This is a genomic window from Polaromonas sp. CG_9.7 (assembly GCF_015752205.1).
In the GTDB taxonomy this organism is placed as follows: Bacteria; Pseudomonadota; Gammaproteobacteria; order Burkholderiales; family Burkholderiaceae_C; genus Polaromonas.
The window spans coordinates 41001-64557 of record NZ_JADOVG010000017.1; the positions used below are offsets into that span (position 1 = coordinate 41001).

Sequence of the window (23557 nt, forward strand, 5' to 3'; positions counted from 1 at the left end):
GCAATTTTGGAAGAGCCGAACCCGAAAGAGCCCCATGGAATTGACGCCCCGCGAAAAAGACAAACTGCTGATTTTTACCGCCTCCCTGCTGGCCGAGCGGCGCCGCGCGCGCGGCCTGAAGCTCAACTACCCCGAAGCCGTGGCGCTGATCAGCGCCGCGGTGATGGAAGGTGCACGCGACGGCAAGACCGTGGCGCAACTCATGAGCGAAGGGCGCACCATCCTGAGCCGCGCCGACGTGATGGACGGCATTGCCGAATTGATTCCCGACATCCAGGTCGAAGCCACCTTTCCCGACGGTACCAAGCTGGTCACTGTGCACCAGCCGATTGTCTGAAAGGATTGCGCACCCAGCCTGCTTCTTTGCACAGTCACTCTTTTTTTAATAGCTGCTTGCGCCCTGCCCGCTTGCGCTATAGCCTGTTTTGATACTTTTTTCAGGAATTATCCTTATGTCACGCAAACTGACTCACGCTATTTTATTAATAGCTGCTGGCGCAATGGTGACCGGCGCATCAGCCCATATGGGCACCGATCCTGCTGCCCACGCAGAAATTGGCTTCGCCGATGGACTGCAGCACCCGTTCACCGGCCTGGACCACTTGGCCGCGATGCTGGCCGTGGGCTTCTGGAGCGCCTTGAGCGCCCGCCGGTTGTGGTCCGGACCGCTCGCTTTCGCGGCGATGCTGCTGGCAGGCGCAGTGATGGGCCTGGCCGGCATGGCACTTCCGGCGGTCGAGCCGATGATTGCTGCTTCGCTGCTGGTGCTGGGTTTGCTGGTGGCGCTGCGCACACGCCTGCCTGCTGCGCTGGCCGCTTCACTGGTCGGCCTGTTTGCGATTTTTCATGGCGTTGCGCATGGCACTGAACTGGCAGGTGCTGCGAATATCTTGGCACCGCTGTCGGGCATGCTGCTGGCTACGCTGGCGCTGCATGCCATCGGTCTGGGCCTGGGCTTGAGCTTTCGTCCCAGCACCTGGGGCTCACGCCTCGCGGGCACCGGCGTCGCGGCGCTGGGCCTGACACTGCTGGTCCGACTGGCCTGAAGAAAGCACCCCATGATTCCAGGCGAACTGTTCACCGACGGCCCCGACCACCTGCTCAACGAGGGCCGGCGCACCCTCACTTTGGTCGTGCAAAACACCGCCGACCGGCCGATCCAGGTCGGCTCGCACTACCACTTTGCCGAAACCAACGGCGCGCTGGGTTTTGACCGCGATGCGGCGCGCGGCATGCGGCTCAATATCGCCTCCGGCACGGCCGTTCGCTTCGAGCCGGGCCAGCAGCGCACCGTCGAGCTGGTGGACTTTGCGGGCGAGCGAAAAATCTACGGCTTTCGCGGCCTCATTCAGGGAGCGCTTTAATGGCAAGCATTGGACGCCGCGCTTACGCGGAAATATTTGGTCCCACGGTGGGCGACCGGCTGCGGCTGGCCGACACCGATCTGATGGTCGAGGTCGAAGCCGATTACACCTTGCGCGCCGGCAGCTACGGCGAGGAAGTCAAGTTTGGCGGCGGCAAGACCATTCGCGACGGCATGGCGCAGTCGCAAAGAACCAATGCCGAAGGCGCGATGGACACAGTGATGACGAACGCGCTCATCCTCGACCATTGGGGCATCGTCAAGGCCGACATTGGCCTGAAAGGCGGTCGCATTGCCGCCATCGGCAAGGCCGGAAATCCCGACGTTCAGCCCGGCATCGACATCATCATCGGCCCCGGCACCGAGATCATCAGCTGCGAAGGCATGCTGGTGACGGCTGGCGGCATTGACTCGCACATCCACTTCATCTGCCCGCAGCAAATCGAGGAAGCGCTGACCTCGGGCGTCACCACCATGCTGGGCGGCGGCACGGGTCCGGCCACCGGCACCTTTGCCACCACCTGCACGCCCGGCCCGTGGAACATCGAGCGCATGCTGCAGGCCGCCGACGCCTTCCCGATGAACATCGGCTTTCTGGGCAAGGGCAATGCCAGCCTGCCGGCTGCGCTGCACGAACAGGTCAACGCGGGCGTGATTGGTCTGAAGCTGCATGAAGACTGGGGCACGACGCCAGCGGCCATCAGCAACTGCCTGGACGTGGCCGAGGCGCTTGATGTGCAGGTCGCCATCCACAGCGACACGCTGAACGAATCGGGCTTTGTAGAGAACACGATTGCCGCGACCAAGGGCCGGGGGCTGTGCGCCTTTCATACCGAAGGCGCGGGCGGCGGCCATGCACCGGACATCTTGCGCGTGGTCGGCGAGGCGAACTTCCTGCCGTCTTCAACCAACCCGACCATGCCCTACACCATCAACACGCTCGACGAGCATGTGGACATGCTGATGGTCTGCCACCACCTCAACCCTTCGATTGCCGAAGACCTGGCGTTTGCCGAAAGCCGCATCCGCAAGGAAACCATTGCCGCTGAAGACATCCTGCACGATCTGGGCGCCATCAGCATGATGTCCAGTGACAGCCAGGCCATGGGCCGGGTCGGCGAGGTCATCATACGCACCTGGCAAAACGCCCACAAGATGAAGCAGCAGCGCGGCAAGCTGCCAGGGGACACCGAGCGCAACGACAACTTCCGCGTCAAGCGCTACATCGCCAAATACACCATCAACCCGGCGATCGCCCACGGCATTTCGCACGAGGTCGGCTCGATTGATGTCGGCAAGTTCGCCGACCTGGTGGTCTGGAAACCGGCATTTTTCGGCATCAAGCCGTCGATCATCCTCAAGGGCGGCTTCATTGCCATGGCCGCCATGGGCGACCCGAACGCCTCGATCCCGACGCCGCAACCGGTGCATTACCGACCCATGTTCGGCGCGTTTGGCGGCGCCCTCGCCAAGGGCTCGCTGACCTTTGTGTCGCAGGCCGGGCTGGCCGCCGGCATCAAGGAACGCTTTGGCCTGGCCAAGACGCTCAGCGCGGTGAAAAATATTCGCGGCGTTCGCAAGCAGCACATGATGCATAACGACTACCTGCCGAGAATGGAAATCGACCCGCAGACCTATCTGGTGCGCGCCGACGGTCAACTGCTGACCTGTGAGCCAGCGACCAGCTTGCCGATGACGCAGCGCTACTTTTTGTTTTAACTTGCGTAACTCAATGAATGCAAGACGATAAAGGGGAATAGCTGCAGAAAATACGCAGCATTTCGATGGGTGAAAGAAATAGGCCTGAGAATGTAACTTTTAAAGGCTCACAGATGATGATGAAACCAATAACTATTCTTGCTGCAAGCGTTGCGCTGGCAAGTGCAGCCATCGCACAATCTTCAGCCGGAGGCTTTACGGGTAACGCCGCCCCAGCGCGTGGCGGCTTCACGGGCCCCGCGACCGTGGTGACGGTAGAGCATGCCAAGACCCTGAAAGACGATACTGAAGTCACCCTGCGGGGCACAATTGAACGGCACACAGGCGGTGAAAAATACGTTTTTCGTGATGCCAGTGGCACGGTGGACATGGAAATTGACAGCGACCGTTGGGTTGGTCAGACCGTATCACCTCAAGACCAGGTTGAAATCTTCGGAGAAGTCGAAAAGAAATGGAATGCTGTGGAAATCGATGTCAAAAGACTGCGCAAACTGTGATGGACCCGCACGCCGAACCCAACCCCTTTTCTGAACAGCCTGCCAAGCCCGACCAGCGCATGCTGAAAGCCAGCAAACTGCTGCCGCTAGGCGCAGGCTTGGCGCCAGTGCTGCTCAAGCGCGCGTCCACACTTGAACTTGACTGGGATGTACGCCAGAAAAGCCGCTTTGACGCGCTGGATTCACTGGGCCGCACGCTGGGCGTGTTCCTGCCACGCGGCACCCTGGTGCGCGGTGGCGACGTGCTGCTGGTTGAAGACGGCTCGATGGTGCGGGTGATTGCCGCGCCGCAGGCGGTGCTGCGCATCACGGCATGTACGGCGCACGGCTCTCCCTTCGACCTGACGCGCGCCGCCTACCACCTGGGCAACCGCCATGTACCGATTGAGTTGCAGCCCGATCACCTGAAAATCGAGCCCGACCATGTACTGGCCGACATGCTGCGGGCGATGCACCTGACGGTGCAGGAAGTAGCCGAAGCGTTTGAACCCGAAGGCGGCGCTTACAGCACGGGCGGCCACAGTCACGCACACAGCCATTCGCCTGACGCACCGGCTGTAATTGCCGCGCCCGCCGCAGCCCATGTCCATGTCCATGGACCGGACTGCCATCACGATCACGGCCATGCGCATGAGGCCATCAAGCCCGTCGCCATCCAGATTCATCCGCGCAAGCCCCACAGCCATTGACACAGGTGCGCAGTTGACGACGAAAACGGCACCGGCCCTGTCAGCAGCCAGCCTGCTTCAGCTGATGTGGCTGGCCTCCCCGGCCTTGCCTGTGGGCGGATTTTCTTACTCGGAAGTGCTTGAAGCGGCCGTTGACAGGGCGGGAGTAGCTACGGAAAGCATAGCATCTGACTGGCTGAACGACCAACTGCACCTGACGCTGGCGCGCGGCGACCTGGCCGTGGTGGCCGAGGCAATCACGGCTTGGCGCAAATCAGACCTGACGCGCGTTCAACAGCTCAACGACTGGGTACTGCAAACCCGCGAAACCAGCGAGTTGCGGCTGCAGGCCGAGCAAATGGGCCGCTCCCTGCTCGACTGGCTGCGCAACCATGACGGTGCCAACTTGGCGCACATCGACGCCTGTGCACGCATGCAGCCAACCTATCCGGTGGCCTTTTCGCTTGCGGCGTCGCAAACGGCGGCCAGCGTACGCGACTGCATGCTGGCGTATGCCTTTGGTTGGGCCGAGAACATGATGCAGGCCGCGCTCAAGTCCGTGCCGCTGGGCCAGAGCGCCGGCCAGCGCATCCTGGCGCGCCTGGCCCGGGACATTCCCGCCGCCGTTGAAGCTGCCCTGCACTTGCAAGACAGTGAACGCCAGGCGTTTTCACCCATGCTGGCAATTCTTTCGGCCCAGCATGAAACCCAGTATTCGCGGCTCTTTCGCTCCTGATTTACGTTTGACGAAGCGTTCCTTTTCAACCCTCCAAGGTATTTCCATGCGCCTGCACCACATCGCCAACCGCACCAAGCAACTTCCGCCGCTTCGCGTGGGCATCGGCGGACCCGTCGGCTCGGGCAAGACCACCCTGCTGGAGATGCTGTGCAAGGCCATGAAGCACAAATACGACCTGGTGGCCATCACCAATGACATCTATACCAAGGAAGACCAGCGCCTGCTGACCGTTAGCGGCGCGCTGGACGCCGAACGCATCATGGGTGTGGAAACCGGCGGCTGTCCTCACACCGCCATCCGTGAAGACGCGTCGATCAACCTGGAAGCCATCGACCGCATGCTGGAGGAGTTCCCCGATGCCGACGTGGTGTTCATCGAATCGGGTGGCGACAACCTGGCCGCCACCTTCAGCCCCGAACTGAGCGACCTCACCATCTACGTGATCGACGTGGCCGCTGGCGAAAAAATTCCGCGCAAGGGCGGCCCGGGGATCACCAAAAGCGACCTGTTCGTCATCAACAAGACCGACTTGGCGCCTTATGTGGGCGCAGATCTGGGCGTGATGGAAGCCGATACCATCCGCATGCGCACCACGGCCAAGGGCTTGAAGCCTTTTGTCATGACCAACCTGAAAACCAACACCGGCCTGGCCGAAGTGGTGGCATTTATTGAAAGCAAAGGCATGCTTAGAGCTATCTGAACGTTATTTTTCGGGTCACAGCCCGAGTCCTGCCGGGCCTGAGGTTAAACTAGTGGGCTTGGAAGCGTGGCAGAGCGGTTGAATGCAGCAGTCTTGAAAACTGCCGAGGATGCGAGTCCTCCGTGAGTTCGAATCTCACCGCTTCCGCCATAAATTTAAAAAAGCCCATGTAAATCATGGGCTTTTTTTCGTCTACATGTTTCGACTATCAAAATGACCATCAAATAGTGCAACTGTTTGCGCCACCGCTAAATTGATCTGATCAATTTCCGATTGGCGCCAACAGTCCATTTCAGAAAGCTCCCAAAAGATCGTCAAGGAACTCGGATGCCGGCTCGGCAGCGGTGACCAGCAGACGGTCTCTAGCGCGTGTGCAGGCGACATAGAGCAGGTGTCGCTCGGTGTTATAGACCTCTTGCAGGTCGGCGTTATCAGCGATGTTTTGAATCCGGCTCTGCAATGGCACAACTTCATCATCACAGGCCATCACGACCACCGCGCGGAACTCCAGTCCCTTGGCCAAGTGCATGGTGCAGATTGAAACCCTTGACTCCTCAGGCCGCACTTTGTTGTCCAGCACGCAGAAGTTCATGCCTGAAGCCTTCACTGCTTGACGAGCACGATCAAGCTGTGCCGCAGACCGCACGAAGACGGCAATCTCGGAAGGCTGCACATTTTCGCTGCAACATTCCTTCAGCCATGCACCCACACCTGCAATCTCGGCAGCTTCGCTGGCAAATACTTGAACCGATGGTGGCTGACCGTTGAACACAGAAACCGTGCCTTTTCGGATTTCCACATTGCCATCAATATCCGACACATCAGGCCCCAGCAATCGGTCGGCCTGAACGCGAATCTGGTGCGATGTTCGATAGTTGATCGTCAGCGTGCGGGAACGGCCACGTACATCCACGCCCAGTGACTTCCAGGAAAACGGCAGTTGAAAGATGCGTTGCCCAAGGTCGCCTGCGAAGAAAATTCCGTTCGGCTTCGGCACTCCAGCTTGAGCGCCAAGCGCACCAAGGAACTTCAATTGCGCTACCGACATATCCTGGGCTTCGTCCACCACGATGAAGTCAAATGGCGGTTTTTTCATTTCTTCAAAATGTTTTGCCAACTGTGTGAACATTTGGGCATGGGTAACCAAGCCTTGCTCACGCAAATGCGCCCGCGCCTTATCGACCACCGCCCACACGGCGGCTCGACGCACTTCGGGTAATCGGGTCTTGCGGCCAAGGCGATTGAGATCGCGGTAAGCATCCCAGTTTTCCACCTGCCATTCGTCAATCAACTCATCCCACTCTGATTGCACAAAAGCCGTAGTCAACGCAGGCGTTAAAGACGCGCCAGCCTCTGCAATAGCCTGCGCCAGCAGGTGCGCAACCACCTGTTGCGATGCCACTTTCAGGCGCCCCACCTTGGCGACATAAAGCCGCTCGCCGATCCCGATCAGCGACTGCACTTCCAGGCGCTCGGCAAGCCTGGGTGTACCACAGATCAACAACCGAAGTTTTTGGTGCAGCGCGCTCGCCAGCGGCTCTGAAAATGTGGCCAGCAGCACGCGACTGTCGGGGTACTTGCGCGCCAGAAACACAGCGCGATGCAGTGCGACAATGGTTTTTCCCGTTCCGGCCGAGCCGGACACACGCGCCGGGCCGCTGTAATCACGCTCCACCCACTCGCGCTGGGCCGGGTGCAGAAAGGTCGTCCATTTTTCCCAAGGGGATGAGAGCGCAAGTTCCAGCTCTTCAATATCGTTCACCACCCTGAAACGGCGTTGCGCGTCCGGGTGTTCGAACGGGCTGGCGCCCGCAGCCGGCTTGCGAACCTGCGGTGTGCCGCCAGTTGCCAATTCCAGCAAGGCCTCGCCAGCTTCCGAAGGCAGATGATCTGCCAGCATCAGCAGCGAATCTTCATTGACAGCGCGCGCATCGGCCAGCCATTCCGCTGGCACGCCATAACCGAGTAATTCTGCGTCCGTCAGATGTGCAAACAGCAAGGGCTTGGTAATTACCGCCCATGGCGGCGAAGGCTCTGCGACGTGCAGGGCTCGGGACACAAAGACCTCTTGAACACGCTCGCGTATTTCGACAAACTGCGCTGCGCCGGTTGTCGGATGGGTCTCCAACTTGCGCCGCTCAGCCCATTGATAGGCCTTGTCGTGATGATCGACGTAGCAAAGCAACAAGCTGGCCGCCGTTTTATGCACGATCAGCCGAATGCCGCTGCTGACACGCACGGACCAGAAATTCTTGTCTTTGCTTTGGTCGAGTTTGTGCAAACTTAGGCCCGGCTGTGACGGATTCAGTTGCAAGTCGAAGGCGGTTGTCTTGGCGGCTTTTTGCTCATTGCCAGTCAGGCGCGCTAGGCTTTCGGTGAAGGTGTCGGAGATGCGGAAGTCCATCGGTCATCCTCTTCGGATTTATTGAATATCAGGCTTTTCACCATGCGGTCGAAATCGGAATCGCCGCGGGCGTGATCCAGGCGGCGAAACTTGTCAAACTCCTGCTTTGCATGTGCTCTCGTCAATTCCGGGGATATCCGCCCTTACCAGTGAGCTTGGCTGGGCTGTTGTTGAAAGCGTCAAAAATTCCGAAATCCACAGTGTCACACGATCAACATTTGTTCGATCCTGTGTTTCAAATCCAGTGCAACTTGTCCGCCAAGAGTGGAATTCAGAATATTTACTTCACTGAAGACGTTACCGGGCACTTTGTTTTTTAGCTGCTTGAACACAAATTTTCCCTTTGCGCCCTTTAGCGGTCTATGCTGACAGGCATCCCAAACGTCTTTGTTGGCTGGACTCCCCCCGGCAGCGTGTAGCTCCTCGTTGTGCGCAGCACGTTGACTATTGAACTGATTACCAATGGGGTCAGCATGCTGTTCGAGGACGGCTGTCACGTAAGATGCTGCCTGCTCTTGTGAGCAGGAAAGGAATATTTCTAAAAACCCACTTGCACAGAAGTAGGACTCGACATCAGACTCAACTGGCAACCACAGACTGGAACCCGCAATTTCGTATCGCTTCCTCAATATCTGCACCTCATCGTCGGTCAAGGAGTCGCGATCACGATGCACAAGAATCTTGAATTTTCCGCCTAAAGTAGAGGCGAGCTCCTGAGCCTGATGCGCAGTAGGGATGCTCTTGTATCCATTGCCAGGATAGAACGCGACAGCTCTGTCAACTTCAGGCCACTGTGCCACAAGCTTACGTAAAAGCGCTGTATTGGAGTCCTCTGAGACGAGGATAAGTCTTTTCCCGAAAGCTCCCCATCCAAGTGCTACCTCAACAAGCTGCCGATTTTGTGACTCAATACCACCGTCTTTGAGCCAGCACACATTTGTTCCTGGCGGCGCGCCTCTCACGATGAACGGTGAGTGTGTTGTAAGGAGAATCCTGATTCCCCGCTCTTTTGCAACTTCTGAGAGTACTCTAACAAGTCGTTCTTGGACATGCGGGTGCAAATGTATGTCAGGTTCATCTATTAAAAGGACGCCCGGCGCGAACAGCAGGACGTAACAAAAAATCTGAATAAGCTGCAAGTACCCCGTACCCGCCAATTCAATTGGCTTTGTCGCACCATCAATTGTGATTTCACAGTTAACATACAGATCGTTGTCATTGTCATGAAGAACCTTGATTGATATCGGTCCAATAATTTTGGTGATCCACGATTCAATAAAAAGAATATTTTCAGGACTGCTCTCCTTTAGCAATAGAAGGGCATTTCGAAGAATTACATTCGAATCTCCAAACGAGCAAGCCTTGAGGAGAACCTTTTTGGACTTTCGATCTTCCTTATTCGGGATACCCGAGATACCTGGGATGTATGCGGAAAAAAACGACTTCTTGGTTCTTAACAGAGACGTCAGGTCGGCAGGCACAGACCCCGAGATGGAAATTCCTGCATTGCGTGCCGATCGAAGTTTGCACGTCGCCTCAATCAGCTCCCCATCTTGCTTTTGAAAAGACAAAGTCACTTTTGATGACGGTGTTCCCTCCTTGTTACCCCAATTCGCACCATGCCCGAGGGTCTTATAGTCGTCGGTGGGTAGATAGTCCAACTCATCAACTCCAACAGTAGATGTCCTGCCAGCATCCACTCGATCTGCCTGACGCATAACGCAGCAAGCCAAATGAACCGCCTGAATGATGGATGACTTTCCACAGCCATTCGCACCAACGAGAATATTTACGTCAGCCAAAGGTATTTCGACCGAGGAAACCCTCTTGAAGTTTTCAATTTTTAGTTTGGCGAGACGCATCATGTAACCTTAAAAACCTTCATCACCTCATCCCCAAGGTGATTGATAACCTTCACCGCAATCCGCCCCGAAGTCGGCTTGTCAAATGGGCGGGATGTGTCGCTGTTCAGCGTGGCCCAGGCTTCCTCGTTGATTTCTGCCTTCAACGTTGTCTTCAGCGACTTGTACGGGTCGTTGGCGCCCAGGAAGTAAGCATGACGGACGAAGAAGCTTTCTTCGTTGTAATCGGTGTCGATGAACCAACAGGCGATGCCGTCGGCGCCGTCGCTCCGCACTTCGCCGGTGTTGGGGTGGAACACGTCCACGCCGTTGACCTTCACGCGCACCTGGCCGTCTTCGGCATCCAGGATGTCGATGTCGGGCTCGCCGAAGATCACGAACAGGTTGCCCTTGCCGGTGTTTTTCAGGTCTTCGGCCATGTGTAGGTCGGCGTTCATGCGCGCCTTGAGCACCGGGATTCGGCCCAGCTTGCCAAACTCTGACGAGTGGGCGTCGTAGTTGAAGGCGCAGGCAATCAGCACATCGAAGCCCGCGTCACCGGCCTCGCGGGCGGCAGACACCAGGTCGGGGCGCGAAACGGTGCCGAACTCGGGGCCGATGAAGATGGCGGCGCGCTTTTCGTTGGCGGTGTCGCCTGTGCCATCGGCATAGCGCCCTTCCGCGCACACCAGATCACCGGGCCAGGGCACCAGCGAGGTGAAATCAATCTTGTCTTCCTTGTGCGCCTGCTGCACGCCTGCGGTCTTGAGGTTGTCCAGAATGATCTGGACGAAGTTGCGCTCGGCGCTGCGTTCAACATCGTACTGGGCCTGCCGCTGCGCCACTTTCGGGTCGTTGGGGTCGATCAGTTCATCGTTCTCATCAACGCCCAGCACGCGGTGCGGCGACAGGCTTTCGACCGTGAACGGTCCGGCCACGCGCACCTTTTTCTTGTCTTCATATGGACGGTCGTAAAGAAATTCGGAATCTGCCTTGGCGGCAATCGAGGCGTCTATCTCTCGCTGGCGGCTGATGCGGGCTTCCCACCATATTTTTAGCAGTGTTTTAGCCTGTTTGCGAACGTCCTCCGTGCACAAGCTGCTATCAACTTTGATTCGTTTGAGTGAGACAACGTCACCGGTTTCAGATAGTTCGCGGGGAATTTCCCACTCGGGCCAGGCGGTTCCCAGCAGCGTGTTGAGCTGTTCGCGCAACGGCTCCAGCACCAGCTGGAACTTGTCCCAGATGACGTCGATCTCGGCATTGTTGGCGATGGACTTGAGCGTGACGTGCGGCACGCGCTCATAGACAAAACCCTGCCGGATGTTGCCGCGCGTCGGCTGGCTGGACGGTGCGGTGCGGGTGACTTCGGCTTCTTTGGCCTGGCCTTCGCGGCTGTCGCCCAACAGGTAGTACGGGTAGCGAGCGCCCATGATGCGGGCACGAGCCAAAGCAAGCGCAACGCGCGAGGTGTCGATGGTGATCCAGCGGCGGCCCCATTGCTCGGCGACGTAGGCGGTTGTTCCTGATCCGCAAGTGGGGTCGAGGATAAGGTCGCCGGGGTCGGTTGCCATGAGGATGCAACGTTGAATTACCAGCGGTAAAGTTTCAACAACATAGCTTTTCTCCAGAGATGCCCCTGATATGACGGTATCAGTCCAAATATGGTGAAAAGCAACAGCCCTAAAGTCATTGAATCTTCTTATGTATCCAAGACTATTCCGGGAGGCATACAAGCGACCCGCGCTTTGTAAGCGTCGCATACCCTGCTCATTTGTTTTCCAGCGAACCTTGATGCTTGGGAGAATTTCACGACCTTCAATCTTCACCGGGAACCATGAAGCTGCGCCTTCACCCTTATCACGTCCCATGCTTTGAGAAGTAATGTTGTCAATGCGAATAATTTCACCTTGCTCAGCATCATCTTTTACCGCTTCGGAGATAGATTTGATTGTTCCGTCTGGGAAGCGAATCTTGTTGTATGCCTCAAAAGCACCTTTGCCCAACTCCTTTGTGTAGTAAGCAGTGCGAAATTTAAGCGTCTCTTTTCTTTTTGCAAACCAGAGAATGTGGTCAGCAACACCGCCAAGATAGTCTGATGTACTGCTCGAAGTTTTTTGGAAAGTGATTTGGTTGACGCAGTTTTCATCCCCAAAAACCTCGTCCATCACCGCGCGCACCCGGTGGACATTCTCATCCCCAATCTGCACAAAAATCGACCCCGACTCGGTCAACAAATCCCGCGCCACCGTCAGCCTGTCCCGCAGATACGTCAGGTAGGAATGAATGCCATCGCGCCACGTATCCCGAAACGCCTTCACTTGCTCGGGCTCGCGCGTGATGTGGTCGGCGTTGCCGTCCTTCACGTCCCGGCTGGTGGTGCTCCACTGAAAATTGCTGTTGAATTTGATGCCGTAGGGCGGGTCAAAGTAAATGCACTGCACCTTCCCGCGCAGGCCTTCGCGCTCAGCCAGTGACGCCATCACCGCCAGGCTGTCGCCCAGAATCATGCGGTTTTGCCAGTGCCCATCGTGCTGGTAAAACTCGGTCTTGGCTTCACTGTTGGGCAAGCCGTTAAAGTCGCTGAACAAGTCCACCTGCGGCTCAGGCGCTGCAGCTTTTTCAGTCTGGCGCTTCAGGTCGTCAATGAGCACTTTGGGATGGACTTTTTCCTGAATGTAGAGCGGAGGCGCATGCACCACCAGGTCGGACCAATCCTGCTCGTCCTTGCCGCGCCACACCAGCTGCGGGTCCAGGTCTCGATTGCGGCGCGCATAGTTCACGCGAACCGGCTGTTGCTCGTCCTTGGCCATGACCGACTGGTATTCAGCCGTGGGAATGTTTTTGCGGGTGGCGTCGTCGTGCTTGAACGTTTCGACGGTCAGCGGGGCTTTTGTTTTTTTGGTGACCATGTTCAGTTTGGTAATTCTTCGTAGCCCATTTCGGCGGCCATGCGGCGCAAACCCTCTACAAACACCTGGAAGCTGTGCGAGAGATTTGCAGGCGGACTCAGGTGTTGGGCCATGACTCGGGCGCCGCTGATTTTTTGAAAGGCAGGAACCAGCCGTTTGACTTCAACGGAAGGTTTTTGCCATTGATCCGGATGGAGAAAGCGCTTGCGCTGCGCGGGTGTATTGACCTTGGCCGAATCGAAGGCAGCGCCCAGGGCTTGCAGGTCGCCGATATACCAACTCTCCAGCTCTTGGCAGACCATCCGGACCAAGGTTTCCGGACGGCCGGCTTTGGCGCACAGCGCATTCAGGTGGGCTTTCACGTCAATGCAATTTGCACTGTCGTTATCCCGGACCACCACAAAACGGTCGCCCGGAAAACGCCACGCACTGAGCTTGCGCGGGACGCTGCGGTCCAGATCACTCTTGCCTTCATGGGGCACGCACTGGAAATGCTGTCCGTCCGCCCAGCCTGGAAACAACCGTGGCAACAGGCCATCCAGCAAGGCTTTCATCGAAGGCTCTTCCAGCAAAAAGATGATGCGACCCTGCATCAGGCAATTTCCCTATTCAGCCCCTCGAACAACCCTTGCTTCCATAAGTAGCCGGGCAGATCGCCGGCTTCATACAGGGCACGCAGGTTTTCGGAATCGCTGGCACGGGTGATGGTGGTAAAGCCTTTGTCCTTGCGCAGGCAATATATTTCATCAAGCGTCAAGGCGTTCAGAAAGTCTGGCGAATGCGTGGAAATGAACACCTGACCGCCGCGCTCGGCATAGTCACGAAATTCCTCGGCCAACTCGGGCAACAGTTCCGGATAAAGCTGGTTTTCAGGCTCCTCCACCGCCAGCAGCGGGTAAGGCTTGGGGTCGTTGAGCAGCACCAGGTAGGCGAACATCTTGATCGTGCCGTCCGAGACGTAGCGGGCAATGAAGGGGTCTTTGAAGCTGCCATCCTGAAAGCGCAGCACCAGGCGGCCATCTTCGGTCTGCCGGGGTTCAATCAAGGAAACGCCGGGAACACGCCGTTTCATGGCGTCCAGCACGCGGTCGAAGCGGTCGGGGTGGTGTTCAAACAGAAAACTGGCCACCAGCGGCAGGTTGTCTCCACGCGTTGACAAATGCTCGGCAAAGCCTTCTTCCTGGCTGGGACGCGCTTCGGACACATGAAAATCCGAAACGTGCCAGTTTTCAATCATCAAGCGGAATGCGCTGGCTGCCTTGAAGCGCTCGAACTGGCCAAGTCCCTTGATGGCGAGAATGTCGGGTGCATCAAGCTCTTGCTCTTCGCGCGTCAGTTCCTCGTCCTGCTTGGAGAACTCTTCCTCGTTGGTAATGGCATAACCCTTGCCATGCGTGAAATCGAGATAGCGAAAAGGTGCGCCGTAGCGACCGCGCTTGTAACGCAGAACCTCCCGTTCAACAAATGGCCGGCCATCTTTGCCTGGTGCGATTTTCAATACATAGGTGACCAGCCGCTCATGGCCGGTGATTTCCAGCCGGAACTGCAGCGTCAGTTCAATCGGTTCGTCGGCAAACCCTCGCGAAGCGAGTTCACGGTAACCGCCGCGCTTGGCAACCGCCTTGCCGACGTTCATGGCCAGTGCATCCTTGAGGAAGGAGAACACGTCAAAGAGCGTGGATTTGCCTGTTCCGTTGGCCCCCACTAGCACGCACAGGCGGGGAATATGGGTAATTTTTGTATTCCGGAACAGCCGGAAGTTCTTGATCTCGATGGATTCAATCTGCATGATTTTCCTTCTCAGGCCTCTGGCGTGGTGCTGACCAGATTTTGCGCAGCGTTTTGAGGAAGCCACTTGCCCATCAATTGTTCAAATGCAGCCTCCACCTTTTTCGCAAAATCGTCTTGCATCTGGAACACCTCGGTGAACTCGGCAAACGCCCAGCGGCCATGCGTGCCCAGGTTGTTCACACCCGGAACCCAGTAAATGTCCATGGTTTCTTTTTTGATCTTGGCGTCCTCGCCGCGAAAGCCCTTGATCTCAACGATCAGATTCAACAGGTCATCGTCGCCGTGGCCATCGTCAACGCGAACGATGAAGTCGGGCCGGTACTGACGCATTTCAGAGCCGTAGCGGTAGGGCACTTCCAAACCCAGGTTGTGGTTCTTGACGTAGGCTTTCACCAGCGGATGCGCTTCGGCCACGCGGCAGAACTCGGCCTCCCAGTCGCTGTCCAGAATGACCCAGTTGAGCTGGCAGTGCTGGGCGCTGGTTTCCCAGCGCTCGGTTTTTGAGGTGTTGAAGTTAACGTGGGCCGTACTGCCGGTCGGGTTGTAAGGGTCCAGCACTGCGTTGATGGGGCGGGTGCCGACCAAGGTGCGAAGGATGCCAGCGTTGATGTGTTCGCAAGCCATGTCAGCCAGCATCTTGTATTTAAGCTGTGCGGGGTAAGTGCCGCCTTTGCAGTCCAGGTAACCATCAAGCCACTGCCGGGCAATGCGTTTGAGCTGGCCAAACAAGAGCAACCGGGGTTCGCCATCGGCGTCGCGCCATTTGCTCAGCACCAAGTGCGAGGTGAGTTCATACACCACCTGGGATGGACGCACATCTCGGGTGTGAACCAGGTTCAAGTCCACCGTTTCACCAATGATGCCGGATTGCCGCGTCTCGGTCGCACCGACCAGATCAGGCGTCAGGACCAGAACCGAGTCCTTGTTGAATTCGGCTGTCAGCCGCTCTTGCGGTAATTCGGCGCGGTAGCCTTGCACGCGCGGGAATCTGATCTCCAAGGCATCGCGCTCGGGTCGCATGGCTTTGACCTGAATGGTCTGGCGCGGTTTCAGCGGTAGCGCGATCACCGGCTCGGCGTTGAAGTCAAAGGGAATGCCCAGCACGTCGGCGTATTCAACGTCGAAAAGGCCTTGTTCGTTCAACTCATAAGACTGTCGGCGCAACGCGCGGCCAATGACCTGTTCGCACAGCAACTGGGTGCCAAAAGCGCGCACGCCCAGCACATGGGTGACCGTGTTGGTATCCCAGCCTTCGGTCAGCATGGAAACTGAAACAACGCAGCGGATGGAATCCCCCAGACGCCCAGGCTTGCCCACGGTGTTCATAACCTCTCGCAGCAGACTTGCATCGTCAAGCACTTTTCCTGCACGCAGATCGTCGGCAAGCTTGCCACCCCGCTCGAATATTTCGCTGCGGAAGCGTTCGATCTCGTCAGCTGCCACGGCGCGGAAATTGTCGTCCAGCGCTTCGCCAGATTCAAGCTGCTCGCTGTCAATCAACAATGTGCGCGGGCGGCCATGGAGGTTGCCATGCTCATCGTGGTTGCGAAACAGCGGCAGCCGTCCCTCGATCAGCTTGCTGGTGCCGTCCTTGTGCGGCTGCTGAAAACCCGAGATGTAGTCGTACACCAGCTTGGATGCCGATGTGTTGTTGCAGACGACGATAAAGCACGGGGGAACAGAAATCTTTTCCTGCGCCCACAACTCGAAGGTTTTTTCGTAGTGGCCATACAGCGCCTCAAGCGCAGTCTGTAATTGCGTCGGCAGGTCAAGCGGGCTCAAACCTTCTGCCTTGCCACGGCCTTTCTTGGGCATCTTGGCCCTGATGTGTTCCCACAGGTTGCGGAACATCGGCATTTCCGCACCCGGAATGTTGTCTGCTACCGGCACGCGCGGCAGTTTGACAATGCCGCATTCGATGGCGTCCATCAGGGAGAAGTCGCTCATGGTCCAGGGAAACAGCGTGCCCTCGGCGTAGCCGGAGCCGCGCAGGAAAAACGGCGTGGCCGACAAGTCGAATACACGCGCAACGCCCAGCTTGCGCTTGACCGCTTCCAGGCCCGTGATCCAGAGCCGCGCGGCCTCGTTGTTTTCTTCAGCTTCTTTTCTGTCGTCACCCTTCAGGTCTTCCGCTTCCGCCTTGGGTCCGGGCTTTTCACGGTAGCAGTGGTGAGCTTCATCGTTGATAACAAGGACGTTGCTCAATCCCATCAGGTCAGGCATCACGCGCTGGAGCATCTGACCTTCGGTTTCCTGCGTGTTGAGCGCTTCGCCGCCTCGCCCTTGCAGCAGCAAGCGTCCTCCCTTGGACAGCTCCAGCCGCTCGCGCGGTTTGAAGGCATGGTAATTGGTAATGACGATCTTGGCGCGTTCCAGGTCGCCCAGCATGTCGCCGGGGACCAGTTCGCGGCTGGCGTAATAGCTGTCGGGGTCGTTGGGCTGCAAGACGCGTAAGCGGTCTTTGATGGTGAGTCCAGGGGCAACTAGGAGAAAGCCGCGAGTGAACTTCTTGCTGTTTGGCCTGCGAACGGCGTTGATGGTTTGCCAGGCAATGAGCATGGCCATCACGGTGGTCTTGCCCGCGCCGGTTGCCAGCTTGAGCGCCAAGCGCATCAGTTCCGGGTTGGCATCGTTGTTGGCATTGGCAAGGTGATCTATGAAGACCTGACCGGCTTTGCCAATTTGAGGCGCTACTTCCGTCAGCCAAACTGCCGTTTCAACGGCCTCGACCTGACAGAAAAAAGGACGAATACCGCTGAAATCGTGATGGCGCCAGTGTTGCAAGAGGCGGGCTGTCTCGGGTGTCACGCGCCAGTCGTTGGTATTTTTCAAGGCGCGCCACTTGTCCACCTCTGTTCTGACCGAATTGATGATGGCAGAGTGGTACTGCTGGGTCTGCGTGGACAGCGTGTCGTCAAACAGCAGCGCGTCTTGCTGCTGCGCACCTTTTTGCTTTTTAGGCTTGGGGATCGGGGTGATGAACTCGGCGGGTCGGCGTGTCTCGATGATCTGCTGTGTCGGCTGACCGGTCTTGTCGAGTTCCCAATAAAGCGCCGGATAGCCATACGGCGAATTGAGAATTGGTTTCTCGAAGAATTGATTTTCCACTGTGATCGAGTCCCTGTCATCAGCGCGGCTGACAATGCTGAATGCTAATTGTTATTGCCCATAAGTGTTTCAGTTTTTAACATTTGCACACCGGACTGAGGTATTTTAGGGTTGAATCGTTTATTTTCAGGCGGACAGGATTAAGAGCTACACAGTTGACATTCGATAACAGCTCATGCTCGCGCTTTCTTTGCATTGGATGTGGCTGCGGACAACCAGCAACCAGGAAACTGGTCAAAAAAAATTACCACAAGCCACACCCAGTTGCTTTTGCAATCGAGATGGCAATTGAAGCCAAGTTCAAGGAGAAGCCAACAAAACACCTGTTGAACTTGGCTTCTCCCGAACCCAGGCAATAGCCAAGGCAGGCAGAGCCGGGGATTGTCGCCAGACAATCCCCGTTGGCAAAGCACGATACTGATCAAGCTGCCCGGCACCGCCGCATGCCTTCCAGCCGCTCATGGATGCAGTCGGCAATTCACTGGATGGCCAGGCCCACCGGCTCATAGGTTTCCTGCGTGTTGAGGCCGTAGTAAACCAGCTCGCGCTGGATCCTAAGGGCGTCCAGAGCCAGTAGCTTGGACCCGAGCGGTCAGCTCAAGTGGGAAGAACGATTTCGGTTTTTCTCGATGTATTCATGCTGGACCCCTTGAGATGGGGTAATAAAAAAGCCCGCATGCGGCGGGCGGGCTGGGGGAAGGCGAAACCCTCCCCAGCGCAAAGCGCATTGGTCAGGCCGCGCTGGAGGCCCGGCCTGATTGGCTAGAGACACCAGAAGTGGATGCCTTCAGCCCGTTGACTCCTCCGTTGAGCTGCGCCGCCTTCTGGCTCAACTTGTCGGCCAGGCCAGGCTTTCCTCTGGTCCCCGTCACGCTGACATTCACCACGGTCCCCGCTTCGGCTTCCAGGCTGTCCGGGTAAAACTCTTCCACCACGGCAGCACCCTCTTCCTCGGACTCCTCGAACGCCCCTTCGGCAAAGCCCTGCCGGGCCGCCGCGTCCAGCGCTGCCTGGTCAAAGCCCAGCACATTGCGCTCAGCGCTTTGCATCTTTGCGCTCGTGATGGCGTCACCCATCGTCATGCCCGAACGTACTGTCAGATCGACGTAATATATTGCCGAGCGGTGCGACTGCGTGGTCGATTTCCCGCGCAGGCGCAGCTCCAGCGGCAGCGTGGACAGCAGGCCGCCCGAGACCGCATGGAAGTACTTAAGCCGCGTCAGCAGGGTGCGGATGCTGTTGAACCCTGTGGTGCGAAGCACAAAGCTGCCCAGTTCATCATCGTCCCCGATACGCACATTGAGCCGGCCGTAGGGCTTGCAGTGCCCGCTGATGCCAAGCGCACAGGCGTCCGGCGAAGGACACGGCAGCGTCTGGATGCCTGACGCCGTGGAGCGTCGGCAGGTCTCGCCGTTGCCCACACACAGCGGCCTGCCCGTTCCCCGGTCAAACAAGCTGTAGCTGGCCCGCAGGTTGAGGTCCGGGTCGTCAAACAGCAGCCGCACCGGAATGCTGCGCAGCTTGGTGCCCAGCCCTTTGCGCAGCGTTTCATCGACTGGGTGGTTGACCCAGCCATCTCGGTTCTGCACCTGGCTGGTGACGGTGAACTCGTCATCCTTTTCCGGCAGGCGCTTGCCATCTTTCACCACGATTTTCCCGATCGCAATCCGGCCGATAACCGGGGGCGTTAACGCCAATCCTTTGAGCATGATGTTTCCTTTGGGGGTTGATAAAGTTGCCGTTGAATAAAAAAAAGCCTGCCTCCTCTGGCATCCAGTGGAGGCAGGCGGCTGCCTGAAATACCCCTGCGCTGAGGGACGTTGGCTTGGTCTTTTCTGACCTTTTTTGGAATTTTCCAGCTTAATTCGGCTGAGTTGAATTCAGCCGTTGACCAGGAACCGCCGGGAGCCCGGCCTGACTAGGCAATAGCTTTGCGCCAGTTCAGGCTGCTCCTTCAGGAGACGATTGACATCGAGTCCCGTCCCGTCCTTGCTGCGCTTCCAGGTCACGTCGCCCGTCTCGAACACCGCTTTGGTGGCCTCGCCCATGCGCTGCTGGATGCGCTGCTTGACCTGCGCTTCGAGCAAAATGTTGTCAGCGAGCACCTGTCGGATGGCCAGCAGGTCCGAGAACGCCGCTGACATGCCGGACTCCTGGGACAAGTCCAGCACTTGGCCGCGGTCCTGGGGGTACAAAGCGCGCAGGGCGACATCGGCCGAGTCCGAGCCGTCTGCTGGCGGGGCCTGATCGCTGGCAACATACCCCCAGAATTGGCGCTCCAGTTCCACCAGCCGGGTGATCATTTCCTCGTCCCGGTCAATGCGGTGAATCTGCAATTCCTGCCCGCAAATCAAGACGGCTACGTCCGCCGCCTGCTTGCCGGTGACGGCGAGCTGGTGCATGACCTGCAGCTGCACATACTCAGGCACGCCCTCCTTCCAGAGGCGGGCGCCGTTCATGCCAGCGGTCTTGCATTCCAGAATCTGCACATCGGAGGCGCCAACGATTTCCCGATCGATGTTGGCCAGCATCCAGGGTTCCTGCGGATGCTGCAGCACGGCATTGACACGCCGCACCTTGTGGCCGGTGCGCCGGGTGTAGTGCGCCGCCACAATTGACTCCAGCAGCGTGCCCCAGTACATCGGGCTGGTTTCGTCGTTCGGGTCGATTTTTGGCAAACCGGCGTCCCGGCCGGTCTTTTCCATCCAGAGCGCCAAGGGCGACTTGTAGGGGTGAAGGCCGATGGCCGCGCCCGCATCCGAGCTGCCGATGCCGCCCTGGCGGACTTTGAGCCACTCGTCGCGGTTGAGGTGGTTGGTCCTGACCAGCTTCAGGGCAGGCCGGGGTTTGAGAGGCTTTTCTTCAGTGGTGACTGCGTTGCGCATGGTGATTCCTTTGAGTGAATTGGTTTTTGGTAGCTACAAATGAAAAAACCCCGTTCAACCGAAATCGAACGGGGTCTATGCCGGCGCTAGGCCGGAACTGTTCCGACTGCTCAAGCCGCCAGCTGCAGCGCATAGTCCAGCGCCCGCTGCTTGAGGTTGGCGCCCTGCCCGAACCAGGCACTGTCCATCCGGTACTCCTGGCTCCTGGCCCGCTTTTCATGGTCTACGAACTCGGTGACCGCACAAAGCAGTCCCCAGGCGGTGCCGCTGGCCGCTTGAAGTTCTGCGCCTCTTCCCTGCCCCTCGTACAGCGACTGGACCTTTTTCAAGGCCCGCTCATTCGTCAAGCCCAGGCTGGGATCGACATGGCTGTCGGTCTGGCACAGGACTTTCAGAAAGTAGTTCATGGACTCGTGGCTCTTGACCTTACGCTCGGACAGTGTCTTCATGCGGTACATGAAGCTGTCCCATTGCGAGACCGCAATGCCCAGTTGCTTCTTGACCGCCTGCGCGTCAAAGCTGGTGCTGTGCGGCACCTTGATGGCGCTGCTGGCACCGTTCAGGGCGATCGACAAGGTGTTGTTGCACACCACCCGGATGGTGGTGGGCGTCGCGGTCGTGGCCAGCGTTCCATCACACGACGTGGCCAGCAGGATGTAGCCCTTGACCACGTCGTTGCCCTTGAGCGCCGTTTCCTTGCCGGTGCGCGCCAGCGCCCAGAACTTCTTGCCGGCCTTCAGCACGCCTGCCGTTTCCAGCTCGAAACCAGACATTTCCGTCAGGTCCCGGTAGAACTCCAGCACGGCGCGCGGCTGGACCACTTGGTAGCGGCTGCCGACCACCGACAGGGGTGCCTTGGTGTCGCTGCGGTAGAGCACTTTCTGGTCGTCAAAGGACATGATCGAGCCCAGCGAACCGATCTGGTCGGCCAGGTAGCGAACCGGGGTCTCACAGATAGTCCAGTCCATGCCGGCTTTTTCTGCCCAGACTTCAATCGGTTGCTTCCGGGGAAGCTGGTTGCCCAGCTGGTGCCAAGGGGTGTCGCCGACATAGGCCATTTTTTCGATAAGGTGTGCCATGGTGATTTTTCTTTCGTGGGTTGAGTAAATGGATAAAAAGGTGAGGGGTTGAGGAAACAGGGAATCCGGGCGTGGCAAAGCCGCCGTGTCAAAGCGCAGCAGCACGCAGGCCAGTGCGGGGCGGATCAAGCAAAAACAGGGAAAGCGAAGGGAACGGGAAAGCTACGCAAAATAGAAAAGGTGCCGGGGATGGTGACAATCCGGACGGGGTGACATGCGTTGCACACATCAGGTCTGCATCATGGCAGGGTATGCCCTGCGTAGCGCAGGAAACCGGTCGGATGCCTGGAAACGGGGGATCGGCTGATTTAGACGCGCTGCGCGCCGAACGTATAACCGCACTCCAGACAGCGGCAGTTGTTCAGAATGTGCTCGTCAACCACTTCGCCTAGCGTTGCGCCAACGGCACAACCGGCAGCGCCGCCAAACAGCGCGCCAAGAATGGCGCCGGCCAGCGTGCCCAGAATCGCGCCACCGGGGCCGGCAGCCAATCCGACCGTGCCGCCAATTTCTGCGCCGCCCATCGTGCTGGCCGCGCCACTTGCAGCGCCCGCCACAGTGCCGATGGCGCCGCACGCTTTCTTGCCAAGGTTCCGGGTGTCGATGCGCCCAGATTTACATTTCGGACATGTAGATGGCATTGGTAAAAACTCCTTGTGTTGTGTTGAAAAGAATGTGTGTTCTTGCTCACTTTTAAATTTCTTGATGAGCACGCAGCGCGTCCTCCCTGACTTTTTCGATGTACTTGGTAAAGCCCATGACAGACAAGGCTCCGACCGCAAAAGCGATGGCAAATGCGGCCAGATATGCCAAAGGGGAGTTGGTGGGAATCAAGGTTTTTTTCCTTTCAGGGGGTTGATAGCGGGTTACAGCAGTCCGCGCTCTGCAAAGCTGACCACCATGCTGCGTGTCACCACGAAGTGGTCGAGCACCCGCACATCGACCAGTGCGAGCGCAGACTTGAGGGTCTGCGTCAGCAACTCGTCGGCCCGGGAGGGCTCGGCGTGACCACTGGGGTGGTTGTGAGTCAGAATGACAGCTGCCGCGTTGCGGGCCAGCGCCTCGATCACGACCTCGCGCGGATAGACCGAGGTCTGGGTGAGGGTCCCCCTGAACAGCTCGACCGTTTCGATCACTCGGTTTTGGGCATCGAGGAACACGACGGCAAAGACCTCATGCGGACGGTCAGCCAGCAGTAGGCGTAGGTAATCACGCACGGCATCTGGCGACGCCAGAGCATTGCCTTCGCTCACCTCACACTCCAACAGCGTCAAGGCCTGCTGCACTGCCGGAGAGCGGGTGTAGAGAGTGCAGCGGGTCATGCTACCAACCGCTTTGCCGGATGGCCATGCGTGAAGGGAAAAGCTTTTTCATTCATTGATGGGCTCCAAAACAAAAAAGCCCCGGCGGCAAAGCACACGGGGCGGGTTGAGGGATTGCGAAAGACTTGCCAATCCGGTGGGACGGGCTGAAATAAAAATTAATGGATCGGACTCCTTGGGTCAGGGTTGGAGATGCGGGCACACGGGACGTGCATCCACGGCGATGCAGTCTCAGCCCGGCGTGGGATGAGACATGGCGTGGGGTGGTCTCTGGCTATGGGCTAGAGAGGAAATCAGGAAGAGACGGCATAAAGCCCGGCAGGCCTGTGACGGGCCATGCCGGGCGATGAAGGGTTTGACTGGCGGTTATGCTCAGACCAGGGAGACAGAGGGAGCGCCACAAGGTGATGGCCATGAAGCGGATGATCATGCATGGCACTGATGCTGACTTATGCCGCAAAGCACCGTATTTCAACCACGTATCACTTTCGTCATATGTGACTGAAATTTTCTGGCGTGGTTCAAAACC

The 23557-nt window shown here is 57.9% G+C and carries 20 protein-coding genes and 1 tRNA gene; 9 read left to right on the forward strand and 12 right to left on the reverse strand.

The genetic code is table 11. The annotated features are described in order from the left end of the window. Positions 1–34 precede the first annotated feature (34 nt). From IWX87_RS15600 to IWX87_RS15640, 9 genes are all read left to right on the forward strand, one after another. Positions 35–337: an urease subunit gamma gene (locus IWX87_RS15600; protein WP_029523770.1), complete on the forward strand. Its 303-nt coding sequence runs from the start codon at positions 35–37 to the stop codon at positions 335–337. Positions 338–452: 115 nt separating this feature from the next. Continuing rightward, entirely contained in the window at positions 453–1046 is a 594-nt protein-coding gene (locus tag IWX87_RS15605) for a HupE/UreJ family protein (RefSeq protein WP_196864451.1), read from the forward strand. Positions 1047–1058: 12 nt separating this feature from the next. Continuing rightward, positions 1059–1364, forward strand: a complete 306-nt coding sequence (locus IWX87_RS15610) for an urease subunit beta (RefSeq protein WP_196864452.1) — start codon at positions 1059–1061, stop codon at positions 1362–1364. Beyond that, positions 1364–3082: an urease subunit alpha gene (gene ureC, locus IWX87_RS15615; RefSeq protein WP_196864453.1), complete on the forward strand. Its 1719-nt coding sequence runs from the start codon at positions 1364–1366 to the stop codon at positions 3080–3082. The genes IWX87_RS15610 and ureC overlap by 1 nt, the downstream gene beginning before the upstream one ends. Positions 3083–3195: 113 nt before the next feature. Beyond that, on the forward strand, positions 3196–3579 hold the full coding sequence (locus IWX87_RS15620) for a YgiW/YdeI family stress tolerance OB fold protein (protein ID WP_231374842.1): 384 nt from the start codon (positions 3196–3198) through the stop codon (positions 3577–3579). A 59-nt stretch (positions 3580–3638) separates the two neighbouring features. Then, complete coding sequence (ureE, locus tag IWX87_RS15625; protein ID WP_196864484.1) at positions 3639–4268, forward strand: urease accessory protein UreE; 630 nt, start codon at positions 3639–3641, stop codon at positions 4266–4268. 64 nt (positions 4269–4332) lie between these two features. Next, entirely contained in the window at positions 4333–4983 is a 651-nt protein-coding gene (locus IWX87_RS15630) for an urease accessory protein UreF (RefSeq protein WP_196864485.1), read from the forward strand. Between the two features lie 46 nt (positions 4984–5029). Further along, positions 5030–5686 carry an urease accessory protein UreG gene (gene ureG, locus IWX87_RS15635; protein WP_196864454.1) on the forward strand — a complete coding sequence of 219 codons (657 nt, stop codon included), beginning with the start codon at positions 5030–5032 and terminating at the stop codon, positions 5684–5686. Between the two features lie 60 nt (positions 5687–5746). Beyond that, positions 5747–5836, forward strand: a tRNA-Ser gene (locus IWX87_RS15640). 142 nt (positions 5837–5978) lie between these two features. Here the strand turns inward: IWX87_RS15640 and IWX87_RS15645 are convergent. The 12 genes from IWX87_RS15645 to radC all read right to left on the reverse strand — a co-directional run bounded on the left by IWX87_RS15645 (position 5979) and on the right by radC (position 23028). Then, complete coding sequence (locus tag IWX87_RS15645) at positions 5979–8090, reverse strand: 3'-5' exonuclease (RefSeq protein WP_196864455.1); 2112 nt, start codon at positions 8088–8090, stop codon at positions 5979–5981. A gap of 203 nt (positions 8091–8293) precedes the next feature. Then, positions 8294–9955, reverse strand: coding sequence for an ATP-dependent endonuclease (locus IWX87_RS15650; RefSeq protein ID WP_196864456.1), 1662 nt, complete (start codon positions 9953–9955; stop codon positions 8294–8296). Further along, on the reverse strand, positions 9952–12843 hold the full coding sequence (locus IWX87_RS15655) for a site-specific DNA-methyltransferase (protein WP_196864457.1): 2892 nt from the start codon (positions 12841–12843) through the stop codon (positions 9952–9954). Before IWX87_RS15655 ends, IWX87_RS15650 begins: the two co-directional genes overlap by 4 nt. A gap of 2 nt (positions 12844–12845) precedes the next feature. Continuing rightward, positions 12846–13436, reverse strand: coding sequence for a DUF4276 family protein (locus IWX87_RS15660; RefSeq protein ID WP_196864458.1), 591 nt, complete (start codon positions 13434–13436; stop codon positions 12846–12848). Next, entirely contained in the window at positions 13436–14632 is a 1197-nt protein-coding gene (locus tag IWX87_RS15665; RefSeq protein ID WP_196864459.1) for an AAA family ATPase, read from the reverse strand. The genes IWX87_RS15660 and IWX87_RS15665 overlap by 1 nt, the downstream gene beginning before the upstream one ends. Positions 14633–14643: 11 nt before the next feature. Continuing rightward, positions 14644–17742, reverse strand: coding sequence for a BPTD_3080 family restriction endonuclease (locus IWX87_RS15670; RefSeq protein WP_196864460.1), 3099 nt, complete (start codon positions 17740–17742; stop codon positions 14644–14646). A 731-nt stretch (positions 17743–18473) separates the two neighbouring features. Beyond that, complete coding sequence (locus IWX87_RS15675) at positions 18474–19451, reverse strand: hydrolase or metal-binding protein (RefSeq protein WP_231374841.1); 978 nt, start codon at positions 19449–19451, stop codon at positions 18474–18476. Positions 19452–19622: 171 nt separating this feature from the next. Continuing rightward, positions 19623–20627 carry a YqaJ viral recombinase family protein gene (locus IWX87_RS15680; RefSeq protein ID WP_196864461.1) on the reverse strand — a complete coding sequence of 335 codons (1005 nt, stop codon included), beginning with the start codon at positions 20625–20627 and terminating at the stop codon, positions 19623–19625. A 110-nt stretch (positions 20628–20737) separates the two neighbouring features. Next, positions 20738–21706: a DUF932 domain-containing protein gene (locus IWX87_RS15685; RefSeq protein WP_196864462.1), complete on the reverse strand. Its 969-nt coding sequence runs from the start codon at positions 21704–21706 to the stop codon at positions 20738–20740. A gap of 308 nt (positions 21707–22014) precedes the next feature. Further along, positions 22015–22347 carry a hypothetical protein gene (locus tag IWX87_RS15690; RefSeq protein ID WP_196864463.1) on the reverse strand — a complete coding sequence of 111 codons (333 nt, stop codon included), beginning with the start codon at positions 22345–22347 and terminating at the stop codon, positions 22015–22017. A 52-nt stretch (positions 22348–22399) separates the two neighbouring features. After that, positions 22400–22540, reverse strand: a complete 141-nt coding sequence (locus tag IWX87_RS15695) for a hypothetical protein (RefSeq protein WP_196864464.1) — start codon at positions 22538–22540, stop codon at positions 22400–22402. Between the two features lie 32 nt (positions 22541–22572). Beyond that, positions 22573–23028, reverse strand: a complete 456-nt coding sequence (gene radC, locus IWX87_RS15700; protein ID WP_196864465.1) for a DNA repair protein RadC — start codon at positions 23026–23028, stop codon at positions 22573–22575. Positions 23029–23557 lie beyond the last annotated feature (529 nt).